The 17,806-nt window shown below is 69.3% G+C and carries 15 protein-coding genes; 8 read left to right on the forward strand and 7 right to left on the reverse strand.

Translation table 11 applies throughout. The annotated features are described in order from the left end of the window. Nucleotides 1–174: 174 nt before the first annotated feature. From ACZ50K_RS31575 to ACZ50K_RS31590, 4 genes are all read left to right on the forward strand, one after another. Nucleotides 175–1,392, forward strand: coding sequence for an RNA-guided endonuclease InsQ/TnpB family protein (locus ACZ50K_RS31575; protein ID WP_468909390.1), 1,218 nt, complete (start codon nt 175–177; stop codon nt 1,390–1,392). 338 nt (nt 1,393–1,730) lie between these two features. After that, nucleotides 1,731–3,158 (forward strand): RHS repeat domain-containing protein, encoded by a 1,428-nt coding sequence (locus tag ACZ50K_RS31580; protein WP_468909393.1) that lies wholly within the window; start codon nt 1,731–1,733, stop codon nt 3,156–3,158. Nucleotides 3,159–3,851: 693 nt separating this feature from the next. Continuing rightward, on the forward strand, nt 3,852–4,100 hold the full coding sequence (locus tag ACZ50K_RS31585; protein ID WP_468909394.1) for a hypothetical protein: 249 nt from the start codon (nt 3,852–3,854) through the stop codon (nt 4,098–4,100). 164 nt (nt 4,101–4,264) lie between these two features. Further along, nucleotides 4,265–4,420, forward strand: a complete 156-nt coding sequence (locus ACZ50K_RS31590; protein ID WP_468909397.1) for a hypothetical protein — start codon at nt 4,265–4,267, stop codon at nt 4,418–4,420. 249 nt (nt 4,421–4,669) lie between these two features. Here the strand turns inward: ACZ50K_RS31590 and ACZ50K_RS31595 are convergent, their stop codons facing one another. After that, entirely contained in the window at nt 4,670–5,395 is a 726-nt protein-coding gene (locus ACZ50K_RS31595; protein ID WP_468909399.1) for a hypothetical protein, read from the reverse strand. 823 nt (nt 5,396–6,218) lie between these two features. Between ACZ50K_RS31595 and ACZ50K_RS31600 the strand changes: the two genes are divergently transcribed. The 3 genes from ACZ50K_RS31600 (at nt 6,219) to ACZ50K_RS31610 (ending at nt 8,883) form a co-directional block, all read left to right on the forward strand. After that, the gene (locus ACZ50K_RS31600) at nt 6,219–6,617 is read left to right on the forward strand and encodes a hypothetical protein (protein WP_468909400.1); all 399 of its coding nucleotides are present in this window, start codon (nt 6,219–6,221) and stop codon (nt 6,615–6,617) included. A 246-nt stretch (nt 6,618–6,863) separates the two neighbouring features. Beyond that, the gene (locus tag ACZ50K_RS31605) at nt 6,864–7,538 is read left to right on the forward strand and encodes an adenosylcobinamide amidohydrolase (protein ID WP_468909402.1); all 675 of its coding nucleotides are present in this window, start codon (nt 6,864–6,866) and stop codon (nt 7,536–7,538) included. 592 nt (nt 7,539–8,130) lie between these two features. Continuing rightward, entirely contained in the window at nt 8,131–8,883 is a 753-nt protein-coding gene (locus ACZ50K_RS31610) for a hypothetical protein (RefSeq protein WP_468909404.1), read from the forward strand. A gap of 88 nt (nt 8,884–8,971) precedes the next feature. Here ACZ50K_RS31610 and ACZ50K_RS31615 read toward each other — a convergent pair whose 3' ends face one another. The 6 genes from ACZ50K_RS31615 to ACZ50K_RS31640 form a co-directional block, all read right to left on the reverse strand. Next, the gene (locus ACZ50K_RS31615; RefSeq protein WP_468909407.1) at nt 8,972–9,163 is read right to left on the reverse strand and encodes a hypothetical protein; all 192 of its coding nucleotides are present in this window, start codon (nt 9,161–9,163) and stop codon (nt 8,972–8,974) included. 121 nt (nt 9,164–9,284) lie between these two features. Further along, nucleotides 9,285–10,076 carry a serine protease gene (locus ACZ50K_RS31620; protein WP_468909409.1) on the reverse strand — a complete coding sequence of 264 codons (792 nt, stop codon included), beginning with the start codon at nt 10,074–10,076 and terminating at the stop codon, nt 9,285–9,287. A gap of 675 nt (nt 10,077–10,751) precedes the next feature. After that, a complete protein-coding gene (locus ACZ50K_RS31625) occupies nt 10,752–11,453 on the reverse strand; it encodes an HNH endonuclease family protein (RefSeq protein WP_468909591.1) in 702 nt (233 codons plus the stop codon). 11 nt (nt 11,454–11,464) lie between these two features. After that, nucleotides 11,465–12,640 (reverse strand): Rieske 2Fe-2S domain-containing protein, encoded by a 1,176-nt coding sequence (locus tag ACZ50K_RS31630; protein WP_468909410.1) that lies wholly within the window; start codon nt 12,638–12,640, stop codon nt 11,465–11,467. A 242-nt stretch (nt 12,641–12,882) separates the two neighbouring features. Next, entirely contained in the window at nt 12,883–14,514 is a 1,632-nt protein-coding gene (locus tag ACZ50K_RS31635) for a hypothetical protein (protein WP_468909411.1), read from the reverse strand. Between the two features lie 133 nt (nt 14,515–14,647). Further along, nucleotides 14,648–15,583 carry a polyprenyl synthetase family protein gene (locus tag ACZ50K_RS31640; RefSeq protein WP_468909412.1) on the reverse strand — a complete coding sequence of 312 codons (936 nt, stop codon included), beginning with the start codon at nt 15,581–15,583 and terminating at the stop codon, nt 14,648–14,650. Between the two features lie 1,185 nt (nt 15,584–16,768). Between ACZ50K_RS31640 and ACZ50K_RS31645 the strand changes: the two genes are divergently transcribed. Then, complete coding sequence (locus tag ACZ50K_RS31645) at nt 16,769–17,629, forward strand: hypothetical protein (protein ID WP_468909414.1); 861 nt, start codon at nt 16,769–16,771, stop codon at nt 17,627–17,629. The last annotated feature ends 177 nt before the right edge of the window (nt 17,630–17,806 follow it).

A 17,806-nucleotide genomic window follows, 5' to 3' on the forward strand; every position in this document is an offset into this window, starting at 1 on the left:
CCCACTTGGCGGCACCCGCATTTCCCACCTCGAAGCCCTCGCACTCGCAGGTGAAGGCCTTGTGCCGGAACTTAGTCACAAAAACCAAGTGGGCGTGGAGGGCGAATGCGCAGTACCGACCTGTGCAGATACTCCGATGCGCAGTCATAAATCAACCGTAGTAAGATTGTTGGTGTGCAGCTTCGGTACCGCTTCCGCTTGTACCCGAACGGTCCGCAGCGTTCCGCGTTGGCCAGGGCGTTCGGGTGCGCACGCGTGGTCTACAACGATGCCCTTCGGGCTCGTGAGACCGCCCGCGTTGCGGGGCTGCCGTTCGTGACTTCGGCCGAACTGTCGAAGCAGGTCACGGCCGCGAAGCAGACCGAGGAACGTGCCTGGCTCGCCGACGTTTCCGCCGTCGTCCTGCAGCAGTCCCTCCGGGACCTGGACACCGCCTACCGGAACTTTTTCGACGGGCTCAAGGGGAAGCGTCCGCGTAGGGGTGCGCCGCGGTTCAAGTCGCGGAAGGACAACCGGCACACGGTCCGCTTCACCGCCAACGCCCGGTGGAAGGTCACGGCGGGTGGTGACCTGTCGTTGCCGAAGATCGGCGATGTGCGGGTGAAGTGGTCCCGTACTCTGCCGTCGGTCCCGTCCACGGTGACGGTGGTGAAGGACGCCGCAGGCCGGTACTTTGCCTCGTTCGTGGTGGAGACCGGCACGGACGAGACGCTGCCTGAGGTGACGCCCGTGGTTGGTATCGACCTGGGCCTGACACACTTCGCGATCCTCTCTGACGGCACAAAGATTGACAGCCCGCGCTTCCTGCGGCGGGCCGAGAAGAAGTTGAAGAAGGCGCAGCGGGACCTGTCCCGCAAGGCCAAGGGCAGCAACAACCGGGCGAAGGCCCGAGTCCGGGTTGCCCGTGCTCACGTCCGGACCGCGGATGCGCGGCGCGAGTTCCACCACCAGCTCTCCACGAAGATCATCCGCGAGAACCAAGCGGTGGCGGTGGAAGACCTGGCGGTCAAGGGACTGGCCCGCACCCGCCTCGCCAAGTCCGTGCACGACGCCGGATGGTCGGCATTCGTGACGATGCTGGAGTACAAGGCCGCCCGGTACGGGCGCGCCTTCACTCGTATCGGACGCTTCGAGCCCACCTCGCGGGTGTGCTCGCAGTGCGGTGTCAAGGACGGCCCCAAACCCCTTCCTGTCCGTACGTGGACGTGCGGGGTGTGCGGGGCCGTCCTGGACCGGGACGTCAACGCGGCGGTCAACGTCGCCAAGGCTGCCGGACTGGCAGTGTCAGCCTGCGGAGCGCGGGTAAGACCGGGATTCGTCCCGGCACAGCGCGGAGAAACAGGAACCCACCGAGACGGTCAGCCGACCGTGGTAGGAATCCCCTCCCTTTAGGGAAGGGGAGCGGAAGTCAAAAGCCGTCCGGCGACATCACCTCCATCTCCATCCGCCGGGACGACGGAGCGGCCGGCTTCACCACCGACCGCCAGTGCTTCACCTACGACCACCTGAGCCGCCTGACCGAGGCCTGGACGGGTAAGGGCGCCACCTGCGCGTCCTCGCCCACGGCCGCCGACATCGGCGGCCCCGTCCCGTACTGGCAGTCCTTCGCCTTCGACCTCACGGGCAACCGCACCAAGCTCGTCGACCACACGGTCTCCGCCCAGGGGGTCGCGCAGGACACCACCACGACCTACACCTCCCCCGACCCCGGCCAGGCCCGTCCGCACACGGTGACCTCGGCCACCACGACCACCCCCACGGGGGCCGCCGAGACCAGCTCCTACACTTACGACGCCGCGGGCAACACCCAGACCCGCCCCGGCGGCCAGACCATGGCCTGGGACCCGGAGGGCCGCCTGGCCTCCAACAACGGGAACGGCAACCTGTACGACGCCGAGGGGCAGCGGCTGCTGCGTGGCGAACCGGGAAGGGCGACGCTGTACCTCGGCGCCGACGAGCTCACGCTGACCGCCTCCAGCGGCAGAGTCACCGGCACCCGCACTTACCCGGGCATCGGCGGCGGCCCTGCCGTCATCCGCACGCCGACGGGCCTGATCTACGCGGCGGGCGACCACCACGGCACGGCGACCACCGCCCTGGACGCGTCCACCCTGGCGATCACCCGCCGCGCCCAGAATCCGTACGGCGAGTCCCGCGGGCCGGCCCCCACGGCCTGGCCGGACGACAAGGGCTTCCTCGGCCTGCCACAGGACGCGAGCGGCCTGACCCACGTGGGCGCCCGCGAGTACGATCCGGCGCTCGGCCGCTTCATCAGCGTCGACCCGATCATGGACCCGGAGCGCTCGCAGCAGATCCACGGCTATCTGTACGCGGGCGGCAACCCGGTCACCAACAGCGACCCGACGGGCCTGGACTACTGCCCGAGCGACATGTGCAACCACCACGACCCGGAGACCATCTCCATGCTGCGGGGCATCTCGAAGCAGGAGGGGGAAGAAGTCGTCGAGAACACGCGGAGGCTCTACAAGGAACTGGGCATCCCGTGGACTCCCTCGACGGTGAAGCCCAAGCCGACGCCGCCGCCCGCCAAACCGACGCAGACCATCATCAAGGTGACACCCCAGAACGACCCCCGCGCCGTCCCACCGGGGATCGCCGCACCGGGGTTCGACGCGCTGCACATCACCGACCTGTTCTACTGGGACCCCAACTGCGGCATGTCCAGCATCGAAGGGGCCTCGTGCTCCGTCCAGAACACGGCGGAGGGCCTCGTGTCCGTCATCACCGCCGGCCCGGAGGGGCTGCTGCACTACCTGGAGAAGAACAAGCTGCCGGTCCCGCCGAAGCTGGTCGACATGATGAAGACGGGCAACTACGTAGGGGCGATGCTCACGGTCGGGAACAACTTCCGCGAGGAGGGGTACACGTTCCAGGGCTTCGTCAAGGCAACCGCCAAGACCGCCTTCGAGGTCGCGTACGTCGGCAGGCTCACGGCGGCCGGCGCGGCGGCGGGCGGGGCGATGGCAGGACCTCCCGGCGCGGTCATTGGTGCGCTCGCGGGTGCCGGGTTCGCCGTGTACTCCGGCGACTGGTCGTCCAAGCAGTACGACGTCGCCGAGGCACGATTCATCGAGGGCGCCAGGACCGCCGCCACGTCGGTGTACGGCACCTGCTGGCTCCCGGGGTGCCGGCGCTGACAGCCCGGCACCCGCACCAGCCCGAAGGCCGGCTCCCTCGCGGAGCCGGCCCTCGGAGCCGGGCACGCATACCGCGGAGCGACCGGCAGGGGAAGGCCATTGTCCAGTGAGGACGGCACGCGGGATCGGATCCCACGTGCCGTCCTCGCCGTCGCCGGTCCCGGTCCAATTACCGCGCTGGGTCACCGAGGCGCCGCCCCAGCCGCCGGTGCCGATCCGGATCCGGGTGCCGAGCGCCCCGGTGCCGGTGCCGGGGTAGACGAAGAGCTTTCCGGAGTCCTCGACTGCGACGAGGGCCAGAGCGACCGGCTTCACCCCGCGATCCCGGTCTTGAGCAGGGGAGAGACGAGAGTGCCGGTAGAGGCGGTCTCGGCCGGACGCGCTTGCCCCCTCGACGCGCGGGGGCAGCTCGGTCATCGCGCACCTTCGGCGATGGGGTGTTCGCCAACGGCGTGTGGAGGGCGGTCCGCAGCACTTCCCCGGTGGTGGTGACCTGTGCGGCCGCGCGGGCGCGTTCGGTGAGGGCTTCGGGCGGGGCGGTACGCCGGCGGACCGTGTCCGGCCCCCACCGGTCCCCCACTTCCGGGTGACCTGGAGGCGGGGTCGGTTGGTCCAGTAGGTTCCGCACCGGAGCGGCACGGCCGCGCTGTCGGGAGGAATGATGCACAGCCGGCCCGTCAGCCCGGTCCCGCCGTGCTGGCCGGTCCCGCCGAGCAGTTGCCCGCCCTGCTGCGCATCCTCGGGCAACTGCTCCCACGCGCCAACATGCTGTGCGGATCGGTGGGCGGCCTCTTCGCACTCGGCTCCGAAGGCACCAGTCCGAAGTACGGCGTCCTGCTGTCCATCGGCGAGAAGAAGAGCGAGCTCATCGCCCAGCAGGCCCTGGAAATCGTGGCCGTCGCCACCATCGCCATCGCCGTGAGTTCCCTGTTCGCCCCGTAACTGACCCAGAGCGCAGGCCAGATCAACGTCGCCCTCGCCCCGCCGGACCTCGCCGCGGTGGGCGGCATCGGCCTGAGCATCGGCCTCCTCGCCACCGCGATCCTGGCCGCTTCCGTACTGCGGCTGAGCCCCCGCACCCTCCTCACGAAGGGCAAGTGAGCGTCATGGCCACCACCACGACCCCCGAAACCGCGGCCCCGGCCGCCCTGCACCTCCTGGACAACATCGGCCTCGACAAGGCAATGGCCACCCGCAACGAGGGCATCAAGGTGGACAAAGCCCGAGGCGGCCTTGACCTGAACTCCGTCCTGCCCTCGTAAGCCGTCCGGAAGTGCCTCCAGTACAACCCCGTGTCCAGGCAGGGCGGTGCCAAGGACAAACGTCCCGGACCCCGCTGGTGCACGTCGTCGCCTGGCCAGTGCCCCGCCAGGCGGCTCAGGGCCATCAGCGCCGCACGATGCGCCCGGCGACCAGCCGGGGTCCGCTGTTTCCTCACGGGAGCAGTGGAGTCCTGGCAGAGCCCGGGCAAGCGGCCACGGTTGCGCTGCCGCAGGTGGGACGCGGTCGGGTCACAGGAAGTTGTTGGGCCAGATCATGGTGCGCCACATGTGCGCGACGGGGGAGTCGTCGAAGCCGAGGCCGTCAGCGGGCTGGCGGAAGTGGCGGCCGACGACGTCCTCGAACTCCTGGAAGTCGACGTCCTCGTCGGGGTCGAAGGTGTAGACGTCGTTGATGGTGACGATCCGCGCGGACATGTACCAGCGGTGTTTGCGGGCCGCGAGGAAGGCGGCCTGGGTGTGGGCCGGAGGCTGGTACTCGATGCCGAAGAAGTCGTCGTACGCCTCCGGATAGCCGTAGCCGACGCTTTCGTCGGGGAAGTAGCGCAGGATCTCGTGCTGGCGGATCGCCCAGGCCACTTCCGGATCCACATAAGGCTCCACGAGTTGCGCGCCCCAGTGTCCGTGCTGGCTGCGCAGCAGGCCGGCTACGGAGATGTCGTGGAGGAGGCAGGCCAGCACGATTTTGTCGTCCATGCCCTGCAGGCGGGCTCGGCGGGCGCTTTGCAGCATGTGCCGGGTGGTGAACGGGTCGAGCATGAGCCTGAGTTGGAAGAAGTCGGCCAGAGTCGGCTCGGCAGGCATCGCGGGCAGCCTGGGGTTGTCGCCCATCATGAACACTTGTCCGGGCCCGCGCGATGCCAGATGCCGGTCCCCGGAAAGATGACTGACGGTGCCGAGGGTGGCTGCTGCCGGCGCACAGATCAGCCGGACGTGGTGGTGCTGGCCGTGAGACACGAACTGCCCTCCTGAGGGGATATGCCCGGCTGTGTTCGCCGGGCTTCGATCCCACCAGAGAGGTCAACACGGCCACTTCCAGATCCACCTGTACGGCGGAGCGCGGGGCGCAAGGAACACTCCCCTCAGTGGACCGGCGCACTGCTGTACTACATGGGCCGAAGGCCTGATCAGAACCGCTGGGCCACGGTGAGGGCGACCGCAGAATCCTCGACCGCTTCCCGACCCACGACCGCTTCCGGCAGGGCCGGCTGACGGATCGCAGGGTTCAGCCCGGACCCGAGGAGCCTCTGAGTCCTCGGAGTCGGCGACCATGAGCGTCAGGCCGACCGCGAGGCGCTCACGACCTCGTCCCGCACCACGCTGTTCCCCTTTCGCGTGGTCGCCCCGTGTCGGGGGTGGGTCAGCAGGTCTGTGTTCGTAGCGGGTGGGCCGGCTGGGCGCCGGTCCGGAGTCGCAGGCCGTCGGTCTTGGCTCGTGCGTCCTGCCGCTCACCGCCGTGCCGGTGCCAGGGACGGTCCGTGCGGTCGGGCCGCGACGGCAGGGTGGGCCGCGTGTTCGCCGCGCCCGCAGCCGCGGCGGGCGCGGCGACCGACAACGGCGGCACGCCCGGAACCGGAACGCAGGTCAATGTCGCCACTGGCGGTGGCGCGGGAGGAACGGGCCAGTTCCCGCTTCGCAACGGCGGCGCGGAGGCGGTTCCAGCGACATCCTCACCTGCGATTCCACTTCGCCCGGCTGCGTCCTGACCGGTGTACCGGCCACCGATCCGAGGCTGATCGTCGCGGGTGGCGGAGGCGGCTCCGCGCCCGGTTTCGCGGTCGTGACGAACCCGTCGCCGGGCGGCAATGCCGGAGACATCGGAAGCCCGGGGTCCACCCAGACGGGCGGCGCGGGCTTCGGCGGTGGCGGCACCCAGACGGCCGGCGGTGCGGGCGGCACCACCGGCACCGGAGCGAACTGCGTCCCGCCGGAGGCCGGCGACCTGCCGGGGGGCACCGGCACCCCGGGGGCCGGCGGCGCCGGAGGAGCCAGCGTCAACCTGGGCGGCGGCGGTGGCGGCGGCTGGTACGGAGGCGGCGGTGGTGGCGCCTGCATGGGCGGCACCTCGACGGCCGCCACCACGCCCGCCCGGGGACGGATCAGCATCTGTTGTCGGCGACGGCGACCGCCGTGGACAGGATGCGTGGGCGGTCCGTCGGGAACGGACGGAGCGGCCTGAGCAGTCCAGCCCTGGTCCAACTGCCTGGGGACATCACGGGCCCGCACCCCGGGTGCGGCTGGCCGCGTTCCTCTCTCCTCGTGGGCGCGCCGGCGCTGCCGGCGATGGACGCAGGACACAGCGGGGGCGAAATCGCGAACCGTCCCGCCGGTGTGCCGTGACCGCGGCCGGCAGGGGAGGCTCGACCTTCACGGAGGGGTTCTGCATAGGATCTGCGGGTCCCCCCAGCCGTGAGGAGTTCCGCCGGTGACCACCGTCCAGCAGTCCCCGACCGCGACCAGCGGCATACCGCTTCGGACGCTGTCCCGTGTCGAGGACGGGGAGGTTCTCCACAGCCTGCTGTGGCAGGCGGGTCCCGGCTGGCGGATGATCAGCAGCGCCGTGCTGGGCGGCGGTATCGGCGAGCGCGAGTGGGTGCTCAACGCCCAGGTCTCGCACGGGTACGACCGCACCGATCCCGCCCACCACCTCGCCGATCTCGCCCGTCGATCCGGCGCCCGAGGGCCTGGTGTCGGTCTGATGACCGCTGCCGACGTACGGGGGCACGGCCGTGCCCTCGACGACGGTGTCGAAGCCGCCGCCACCGCCGGGCTCGGGGTCCGCGGCTGGGCCGCGTCCGCCGCTCCGGGACTCCCGGGCACGCCCGCGCCGGGCACCGTCAACGTCATTGCCGTGATCCCCGCGGCCCTGACCGACGCAGCCCTGGTCAACGCGGTCGCCACCGCGACCGAGGCCAAGGTGCAAGCCCTCCTCGACCTCGGCTACGACTGCTCCGGCACGCCCACCGACGCCGTCTGTATCGCGGCGCGCAGCCCGAACCGGGGCGAGCCCCTCCACCCGTTCGCCGGACCCCGCTCACTGTGGGGAGCCCGCCTGGCCCGCGCCGTCCACACCGCCGTCTCCACCGCGGCCCGACGCTGACCAGTCGGCGTGACACGACTGACCGCGCCGCCCCCGGACGGGACGCTCCTGCTACCCCGGCAGGTCGCCGGGCGGCGATGAGGGCCGTCAGGGCGGTCAGGGCGTCGGTGATCGCCTGAGCGGTCGGGCCGCCGCCTTGGGCGAGTTCGGCGGAGCCGCCGCCGCGTCCGCTGAGGAGTTGCTTGACCAGCGCGGAGGCGTTCAGCCCGATGCCACGTGCGGCGGTGTTGGTGACGGCCACCAGGCCGGTGCCGGCGGCCTCCCCCCTCGGCATCGCCGTGGCCGCGCTCCTCGCCTTCTACGACGTCGGCGGGATCTTCGGGATCCTGATGTCCACCGCCCTCTTCGCGGTGCTGCTCGTCCGGCCGCTGATCCTCGCCTTCGCGTCCCTCCTGCTGTCCGCGTACGCCCTGGTAGCGCTCGCCGAAAGCGGAACCGACGGCCCGCCCGCCAGAGGGAGAGCCACTACCCGCCGCACGCGGCGCGCTCACCGGCGAGCCCGGGCTGATCGCCCGGGGCCCGGCAGGTTTCGCCACCCGCCGGGCGGAGAGAACTGGACACGTACCGACCGGCACCGCACTCCAGGGGGAGCATGTCCGACGGAAACGTCTCCTTCGGTATAGGCGCCGCCGCCCAGGCGGCCGCCTCGCTCGTCAACACACAGCAGCAGATCAGAGCCGGTGAACGGGCCCGGGCCGCACAGCACGAGTACGAACGGAAACAGGCCACCACCCGCTTCGACCGTGAGCTTCAGCTCGAAACCGTCCGCCACCAGCGCCAGTTCGAGCTCCGGCACCTGGAGTCCGACCTGCGCCGGCAGGAGTCCCTCGCCGCCCAAGAGTGCCAGACCCTCTACTCCACGTACCCCGTCCCGGAGGGGCCCGGCCACCTCCGGGCCGGCCTCCGACTCCTGACCGAGGACCTCGCGGAACTCCCGCCGCTGCTCCTGGTCCCGCCGCTGGCCGGCGCCGTCGACCCGCAGTGGGCCGGTCTGCGGTCCGCCGTCCTGGCCGGCCTTCGCGGCACTCTCGGCAGCGGCGGACTGGTCGAGACCTACGACCACCTCAAACTGCTGCCCTGGCCGCACGCCGGCCTGTACTGGAACGACCTCTACGGCATCCCCACCTTCGTCGCCCAGATCACGCTGTTCCGCGACACCCTCGAACTCGCCATCGGCGGCTGCCACCTCGGCCCCGCCGCGACCCGCGCCGAAGCCCTCCGCAGCGTCCTGCTGCACCGCCGGCGACCGACCGCGAGGAGCTGCGCAGCAGCGCCCGTCCTCCCCGCACCACAGCGGTGTTGGGGAGGACGGGCGCCTGGCCCGTCGGGTGTGTACCGTCAGTAGGGTGTGGGCAGGTCGAGGCGACCCTGTGCGTGGCGCCACCAGACAGGACGGGCGGCACCACACACAGGGCCGGGGTATGCGCGGTGAGCTACGGCTTGACCACCGGCGCGCCGGCCATCAGGGAAGACTCGATCAGCTCAAGCGCCAGCTTGGACTCGGCGGCACGCTCGCGCACGTCGGCCGGGATGTCCTCACGGGTGGTGAGCTCTTCGACCAAGGCCCTGCCCTTCTGGACGTCGAGGACGAGTCCCGAGCTGATGTTTTGAATGTAGAACGTCATGTAGAGCTCCCTGTGCGCGGTGAGTGTGGCGCAAGCATCGTCTTGGTGTGCGTGAGCCAGCGCCGGGTGACTGCCCAGATGGGGCGGTGTCCCAGGAGCGCCGCACGCCGCCCGGTCGTGGTTACGCGATCTTGCTGTCGATCCAGGTCCGGAAGAAGGCGACGTTGGTGAGGATGTCGGGCGTGCCCGCCCTGGCGCAGCCGCTGCCGTGGGAGATAACGCCGATGAGGGCGCCGTTCTTGTACAACGGGCCCCCACCGTCGCCCTTGCAGGTGCCCTTTCCGCCTCCCTGTACTCCGGCACAGACCATGCTGTCGGCGATCGACGCATCGTCGTACTGGATCCGGCACTTCGCCCCGGGCATCACTTGGGTGTTGACGTAGCGCAGCGTGGGGGAGGGCTGGCCTCCTTCACGGGTGGCGCCCCAGCCCACGGCCGTGGCCGCGCCGGTGAACGTGGCCCCCGATGCCGGAAGGGCGGCCGGCAGGGCGACGAGGGGGTTCTTGAGCTTGATCAGCGCGATGTTGTTCTGCCCGATGCCCGGGATGTAGTCGGGGTGCTGGACGATCTGCGCGACCTGCACCGTGGTGATACCGGGCACCGTCAGGTCGGTGAGGGCGAGCGCCCCGGAGACGACCTTGAGCTGGGAGGGGGCGGACCCGCTCGTGCACGCCGCCGCGGTCACTGCCCAGCCGGGCTTGACGAGGGTGGCCCCGCAGACCAGCTGACCGTTCTTCTGCAGCGCGAGGACGGAGGGGAACTGCAGCGGCTTGGCCTCGTACCCGCCGACGATGGCGTGCGCCTGGGGCGATGCCGTGAGGACCAGCAGTGCCGAGACAAGGGTGGAGCCCAGAGCGAGGAGGCCGCGACCGAGCGCGGAGCGCGGAGTCTTCATCCGGTGGATCTCTGTCATGTGGTGATCATGCTGGTGCGGAGCGTGTGCACGCGGTCGGTTGGGTCTACCGGAAGGAACTTGGCCTAATACTGTCGGACGGTAGGCGGAACAAGCTCAGGTGCAAACCCGAGGAGGGAAACGTGGAGCCCAGCACGCGGGCCTCGGGCGAGGAAGATCAGTCGAGGCCCGAGCCATCCCGTCGGCCCAGCACGATGCCTCCGGGGTGAGGCACGCAGGGGAATCGGCCGGCCTCAGTTGTGTGCTTCGGCTTCCCCACCACCTTGCTCCAGCCTGGTGAGGATGCGTGTCAGCGTCCCTCGGTGAACGTCGAGTAGGTCTCGATGACGAACCTGGAGACCGTTCGGGCCTGTGCCTTGACCGGCTCGGGCGCGTCCTTCAGCTTCTCCAGGCCGGCGGCCAGGGCGTGCGCCTGGGTCTCGATGTCCTTCAGGATCAGGGTGTAGTCCAGCGCGGTCGTCGTCAGTCCTCTTCTCTCTGGTCGGCTCGGGATGCCGGCTCACCGGGATCCCGAGCGTCGCTGATCGTCTACAGGCTCACCAGCACCCTTTCGAGCAGCTGCATTCAGCCAACGCGTCGCGGGCACACGTGAGGCCGCGAGCGGCACACCCGTCGGGGCCCGTAGGCCGGGGTCCCGGATCGGGGGTGAGCGGGCCGCGGCGGGCGGTGAAAGCGCTATGGCGCCCGCTCGTACGCCACCGTCGTGGTGGGGCAGTCCTCGGCGAGGCCGAGGAGCGCCTGGACCTCTGCGTCGTCGGCGGCCAGGTCCCAGCGCAGCTTCGTGCCGACCCACGTCGCGGCATAGGTGCAGTGGTAGGTGCCGTCCGAGGGCAGCCACTCGGCCGGGTCCTTGTCGGCCTTGGACCGGTTGGAGGCGGCGGAGACGGCGATCAGGGTGTCGGGGCTGTTCTGGTCGTTCGCGTACGCCTCCCGCCGCGCCGCCGACCACGGCACCTGCTCGGAGTCGAACACCTCGGCGAGCGGGACGAAGTGGTCGACGTCCAGGCGGGCAGCGTCGGTGACGATCAGGTTGTCGTAGGCGGAGCGCCAGGAGCCGCCCGTCAGCTTGCAGCCGGCCGCGACCGCGGGCCCTTCGACGGTTTCGGCGAGGATGACCTCCTTGCGGGTGTCACAGCCGTCCCCGGAGTTCAGCCCGCGGTTCCAGTGCTTGTACAGGTCCCGCTTGTAGCCCTCGCGGTGTTCGACGGCCACGGGGAGCCGGTCGATCGCCTCGAACAGCGGCAGCGGAGCCCGCACCCCGGACGGGTCGGCCACACTGACGGCCGGCACCACCGTAGAAGCGGGCGCGGAGTGCGCGGCCGGAGCCGCGAGGACGGGAAGGGCGCAGAGGGCGAGCGCGGGCAGTCCGCGCAGCATCAGGTTCTTGATCACACAGGCGGGTCTAGCGGGCCCGACACCCGCCCCGACAGGTCATCAGCGGACAACTCACCCGTGTGGACGGCCGGATTCACCGCAGAAACGAGCCTTCGCCCTACGTCTCTGGGTGTGGCCAGGCTCGCGGTCGGCATTTGCTGCTGGCCGGGGCTGGTGATCAGGCCGCCCGGGTAGAACTGGCGAGCCCATTTGCGGAAGGGGCCGATCGGCCCGTCGCCCTTGTTGAGCTTGGGGTGGGTGAGGTAGGCCTTGTGGTGGTAGATGGGGAAGTCAGTCCGACCGTCACGGACGAGCCAGTGGTTCATCAGTGAGGTGACCGCCTGTTCGAGGGGCCGTCGTGGAAGGCGGTGCCAAGGCGCCGGAAGCCGGTCGAATCCGATGGTTGCGGACGAGGCGTACCAAATACGTACGCGCCAGGGTCCGATCGGGGTGACCAGTACCCAGGCGTCGGCAGTCAGCAGCCCGTCGGCGACCTTGATTTTCGCATGTGTTCCCGCGAGGCCGATGAACGTGAACTTGATCGTGTTGATCACGGTGCCCAGCGGGGGCATGGGACGCGCCAGTTCGTACGTCAGGTGGTAGGTCTGCTCCTTGGCCACGGGTTCGGCGAGCACCGTAGGTTCGATGCCGTGCACGACAGGCAGGTGGCCGTAGTCGATGACGTTCTCCATGATGTCCTGGGCGTGGCCGGACATGTCCGTCGCGTGGTGGGCGGGGATTCGGCCGCTGGTAGGCAGGTCGGGCAGCTCCCAGGCGGGAGATTGGTTGTCGTGGGAGTGCCAGACCCAGGTGATTCCGAAGGCTTCCCGGGTGGGCAGCAGCGACAGGCCGGCGCGGGGCGGGCTCCCGTAGGGAGTGCGCTCGCACGTGCCGTCCGGGCCGAAGGCGAAATTGTGGAACGGGCAGACCAGGAGTTCGCCGTCGACGCGCCCGCCAGCCCCGAGATGTGCGCCCAGGTGCGGGCAGTAGGGGCGGGTGACCTTGATCGTGCCGCGCCGCGTTCGGTAGATGACGACCTCTCCGCCCATAAACAGGCTGGTCGTCACGGTGCCAGGTTTGAAGTCGCTGACGAACCCCACGCAGAACCAGCCCTGCGGATAGGGCAATGGAGGTGTGTCCATCGCTGCGCTCCCGGCGCGGAGCGGGCTGCGGTATTCATGGATGCGCATCTCTGCTCTCCTTTGGTCAGAGTGTCCGATCGAGGTTGGGGTGCTTCACTGCGCAGTCAGCGCTGTAACGGGTGGGAGATGAAGGACGGTGGTTGCACGGGGCGAAGGGCCTTGCGGGGCGCTCACCGGTGGGCTGCTGCTCTGCACATGCCGCATGCCCTCCTGCAACGCCAGCCTCCGCCCGCCCCCGCGTGCAGCCTGGGTACCGAGAGCCGGAGGAGAGTCCGGAGGACCAGTGATGCTCAGGTCCCTCGGGTCCCTAGCGATGTGTCCGCTACCTCGCCTAGCCCGCCGTTGCCGTAGTGGAATACGCCCCAGATGGAGCACTGCAAGACGCCGGTGGACGGCCGGTTTCCCACCAGGCGACGAAACAGTTCGTCGCCGACGCAGACAAGGCACCCGCCGCTGTCGTCTTCGGGGCCGACGTCAATCCCTACTTTGCGCCGCTTGCCCTGGGAGGCATTGAAGAATCGGCAGGCCAGTTCGCGTGCGTTCTCCGGGACGGCGTCCTCCATGCCCCTGCCCACCAAGCAGCCAGCCATCGTGGCCAGTTCCCACACGCCGTCAACCCACCTGGTGTGACCAGTTCCCGCGCTACCGTAGCCCTTGAGAATCCCGGGCACCCGTCCCCTGATTTCCAAAGTGGACCGTGAGGCCTTCAGCAGTGGGTCGCGCTCCTCGGGAGGAAGATGGCTGGCCCTCTGCGCGCACCATTCGTGGATGCGATCTGCATGAGCTGCTGTGATGTGCGGCCGCGACTCGCGCAGTACACCTGTCAGCGCGCCGACGAACGAAACTTCGATCACCCGGTCATGCGGACTGCCGCGACCCCGCCAGTTGGTCGTCAGGGTGGACATCCAGGCCGCGCCACGCCATCGGAATTCGGCGACTTCGGTCTCATTCATGTCGCCCACGGCACGTTGCAGTTCGTCACACATCTGCATGACCCTGCCTTTGAGCCGGGGTGTGTGGTCGGAGATGAGCAGGTCGCGCGTACGGTCCATGTGCGCTGCCGCTGGGGCTGGAGGGTTGACCCAGGTGTTCACGTGATCGGCTCCGCGCACCAGAATGTCGACCATTTCGGCAGGCCACTTGTGTGCGTCGCCGAACGTGCGGATAGCGGCCTCGCCAGGGGCCCTGCCGCGGACCTGCGGACTCCAGGCCTGGTGCGGGTGTGTGCCCCGGTAGTGCGTCCACAATGCTCCGGCCATGTGATGGGGCGCGATGACGTCGTGGATGCGCTCCAGAGCGGCGTCGTTCGCCGGATGCTGGCCCGCCTCGTCCACAGCCAGATAGGTGCACACGAGACCCCAAAGGGCCGCGCCCTTGCACCAGGCTTCCCCCATGGCGGGAAGCTCCCACTCGTCCACACCGCCGCTCGTGCGAACCCACTTGAAGCCCTGGTGTACTGCGGCAGCGCAGAATTCGCCGAGCAGGCCGATCCACTCGGCTCCGCTGTCGGTCCTGCACAGACCCCGGAATGCGCCGTGCCGGTAGCCCGCTTCCAGCACACCCAGGGCGCGGTACTCGTCGCTGTCGGCCAGTACCTCAACGGGTGCCGTGCCCTGGGTGAGGTAGGACGATTCAAAGTCGAGGAAGTCTTCGATTCCTTCGACCCAGGGTTCACTGCTGCCCCTGACCTTGCCGCGCAGCGACTTCAGTAGGTCGGCCTTCTGGACGGGGCTGCGGCACTGTTCGATGGCGTGGCAGTCGTTGTAGACCGACACCATGAAGGCGTTCTTCTTCTTGCCGTAGAGCCAGTCTGCCCAGATGTATCCGTACGTTCCCGCCAGTTCTTCCGGGAGTGTCCGGTCAGTGGCTGCTCTGTCGACTGGCGGTGTCTGTGCGGGTCCGTTTTCCGAGATCGTGGTCATCTCAGGCTCCATTCGGCTTCTGGGGGGCCTCTTGCTCGGTCGTCTGCCGACCGTTTTGAGGGGACGAAGGGAGTGCCGACGATTGCTCCGCAGCAGCATCCGCCCGAAGGGCGGTGCCGGTGCTCAGCGTGTTCTATGAGGTGCGGTGCACAGCCTGCGTGGCGATCCGTTGCAGGGCGGCGATGGCTGCGGGTGGGCAGGGGGCGTCCTGGAGGGCGGTGAGGGCCTGTTCGTAGCGAGTGGTGATCATGTGCTCCACCTGGAGGCGGGCACCGGTTGCTTCGAGTACCTGCCGGATGCGGGTGGCACCGTCCTCGTCCAGGTCGGGGGCGCCCACCAGATCGTGCAGAGTCTGGTGCTGGTCGGCGGTTGCGTGCTGGGCGGCCAGGGCGATCAGGACGGTGTGCTTGCCCTCGCGGAGGTCGTCCAGGACGGGTTTGCCGGTGTCCTGGGGCCGGCCGTAGACGCCGAGGATGTCGTCGCGTAGTTGGAAGGCTTCGCCAAGGGGCAGGGCGTAGCGTGAGAGTGCGGCAAGGAGTTCCGGGTCGGCGCCGGCGAGGGCTGCGCCGGCGTGCAGGGGCCGTTCGATGGTGTATTTGGCGGTCTTGAATCGGATGACTTGCAGGGCCGAGTGGTGGTCGGTGAGGGGTGTGAAAGGGGCCATGAGGTCCAGGTACTGGCCGTAGATGACCTCTTGGCGCATGGCGCTGATGACGTGGCGCAGTGCGGCCTGCAGATGGGGTGCACGGTGGGGTGAGTGGAGGAGTTCGTCGGACCAGGCGAGGGCCATGTCTCCGATGAGGATCGCGGCGCTGGTGCCGATGTGGTCGTGGCCGTACCGGTGAGCCATGGCGCGGTGCACGGTGGGGCGGCCCCGGCGGGTTGAGCTGCTGTCCATGATGTCGTCGTGGATGAGGCAGAAGGCGTGGAACATTTCCACCGCTGCTGCGGTGCGGACGACCTCTTCGTCATCGCCGTGCCCTCCGGCGGCGTGCCAGCCCAGGACACACAGCAGTGGACGCAGCCGCTTACCGCCCGAGGCGAGAAATCCACCCAGTGCCTCAGTCACGTCCACGGGCATGGAACGGCTTTTGGCGTGGTCATGCTTCGCATCGAGGAAGTCGTCCAGAGTCTTGTCGACGCGGGCTCGTACGGCTGCGAGATCAATGCTCTGGGGGTGAGTGGAGAGGGAGGTCATGAGGTTTCGCCTTCCGCTGCGGTGGCTGTGCGGTTAGCCATCCGCAGCTCCTTGGCCAGGAGTGCTCCGGCAATCTGGGGCGCAGGGACGGTGTGTACGGCCTGACCGCGAACGAGGACCTCAGCCCGGCCGTTGAGGTCGGCCGCGCGAGCTTTTGGCCCGGAGCCGCCGACCACGCAGTCCATGACGGTAATCGGCAGGTTTCGGCACACGAGGCGCCGTCAGCCTGGCGCAGGGCCGTGCACTGCGCGACGTGGCCGATGGCAGGCCTTGGGCGGTGAGCCTGGTGGACGGCGGCGCAGGCCAGGGCGTCACAGGGTGCTGGCCCGCCGGTCGGTCGCAGCACGTATCAGGGGCACTCTCTCCTTCGCCGCGGGCAGAAGTGGGCATGCGCGGCACATGGGCGGGACTGGCCATTGGACGCGCCCCGCCCGGGTACTTGTTCAGTACAGCGTCTTGCTTGCGGGCCGCACAGAACGCGAGGGCGTTGGATGTGCTGCAACCGCTGCAACATTGCGCCTTTGTGAAAAACGGTGAGGGCGGTGGTCGCCGCGACCGGACCTGGGAGGTAGGGGCATGCCGAAAACACCCAACACCCGCCTGAAGAGCCTGCTCACGGAAGCGGGATGGAACGGGACGCAACTCGCCTCAGCCCTACGGCGCGTGGCCGCCGAATCCGGCCTCTGCGCCGCATACGACCGTTCGACAGTCTCCCGCTGGCTCTCCGGCACTACTCCCCGCCCACCTGCATCCACGCTGCTGCTGGAGGCACTGTCACGGCGTCTCGCGCGCCCCGTAACCTCGATGGAGGCGGGGCTCAGCCAGACCCCGTCCACGCTGGTCGACCTGTCCGGGGAGGCTGATCCCTTGCACCGGCTGTCCCACCTCACCACTGCCGAAATCGATCCCACCCGCCGTCATTTACTGGGCACCGGCATCTACAGTCTCACTGCCCTCGCGGCGCCCGCCCTGTGGCATCCCCTCCTCGACCCCCCGCATCCGCCCGCCCCCCACCCGGGGAAGAACCGTCGGGCCGGGCCAGCGGAACTGGGTCAGATGCACACCATGATCCACAACTTCGCGCAGAGCTCCCAGGCCCACGGCTCAGCTCACCTGCGCACCACGCTCGCCGCCTACCTGCGCCACAACGTCGCCGGCTATCTACACCGCTCCGCCGCCCTGGGCATCCACGAGCAACTGTTGTCCGCCGCGGCCCAACTGACCCTCATCCTGGGCAATATCTGCGCCGGCGACGGAAGCGATGCCCACGCCCAGCAGTACCACCTGATCGCCGCCCGACTCGCCCGCGATGCCGGTGACGCCGCCACGTACGCCATCACCCTGCGGACCATGTCCGCCCACGCCTACGACCTCGGCCACCACACCACAGCCGTCCTGCACCTCGCCGAACACGCCGCCCGCAGCAGCCGCAGTGCACCACCCGTGGTCCGCGCCTACGCTCACGCCCACCTGGCCGTCATCCAGGCCAGCTACGACAAGCACGCGGCCCTGGCCGAAATGGCCACTTCAGAACGTCTCCATGAACAAGCCACCACCACCGCCCCCGGCCCCTTCACGCACTACCCCGCCGGAGCCCTGCATTACCAGCGCGCCCAAGCCCTGACCACCCTCGGCGATGCCTCCGGCGCCATCAGCGCATTCACGACCTCACTGCGCCTGCGCACCCAGACCGAACGCCACGCCACCGCCCTCACCCGGGCCCGCCTCGCAGAAATCCTCCTCGCCCAGGGACGCCTCGACGCTGCCCTCGCGCACTGGGAAACCTTCCTGGACGACTGCCCCACGCTGCACTCCGCACTCGTGGAACGAAAGATCCAGAACATGCGCCGTTTGCTGCACCCCCACCGCCGCCACACCTCCACAGCCCAGCTCCTGACCCGTGCCGCTCACCACTGACACATCCGGCAGCACCCCGCCACCTGCACGGGGAGCACCGTGTACGCCCCAGGCAGAGGGCAACGAGGCAGGAGCGAACAGAGCGCAATCAAAAGGATCTTGCATAACCGAAAGCATGACCCCGCTCCCTCGTCCGCCGTGTAGCCCCGCCCGGCCCCCATGAGGAGGTTCATACAA

This window comes from Streptomyces sp. NPDC033845, assembly GCF_055576225.1.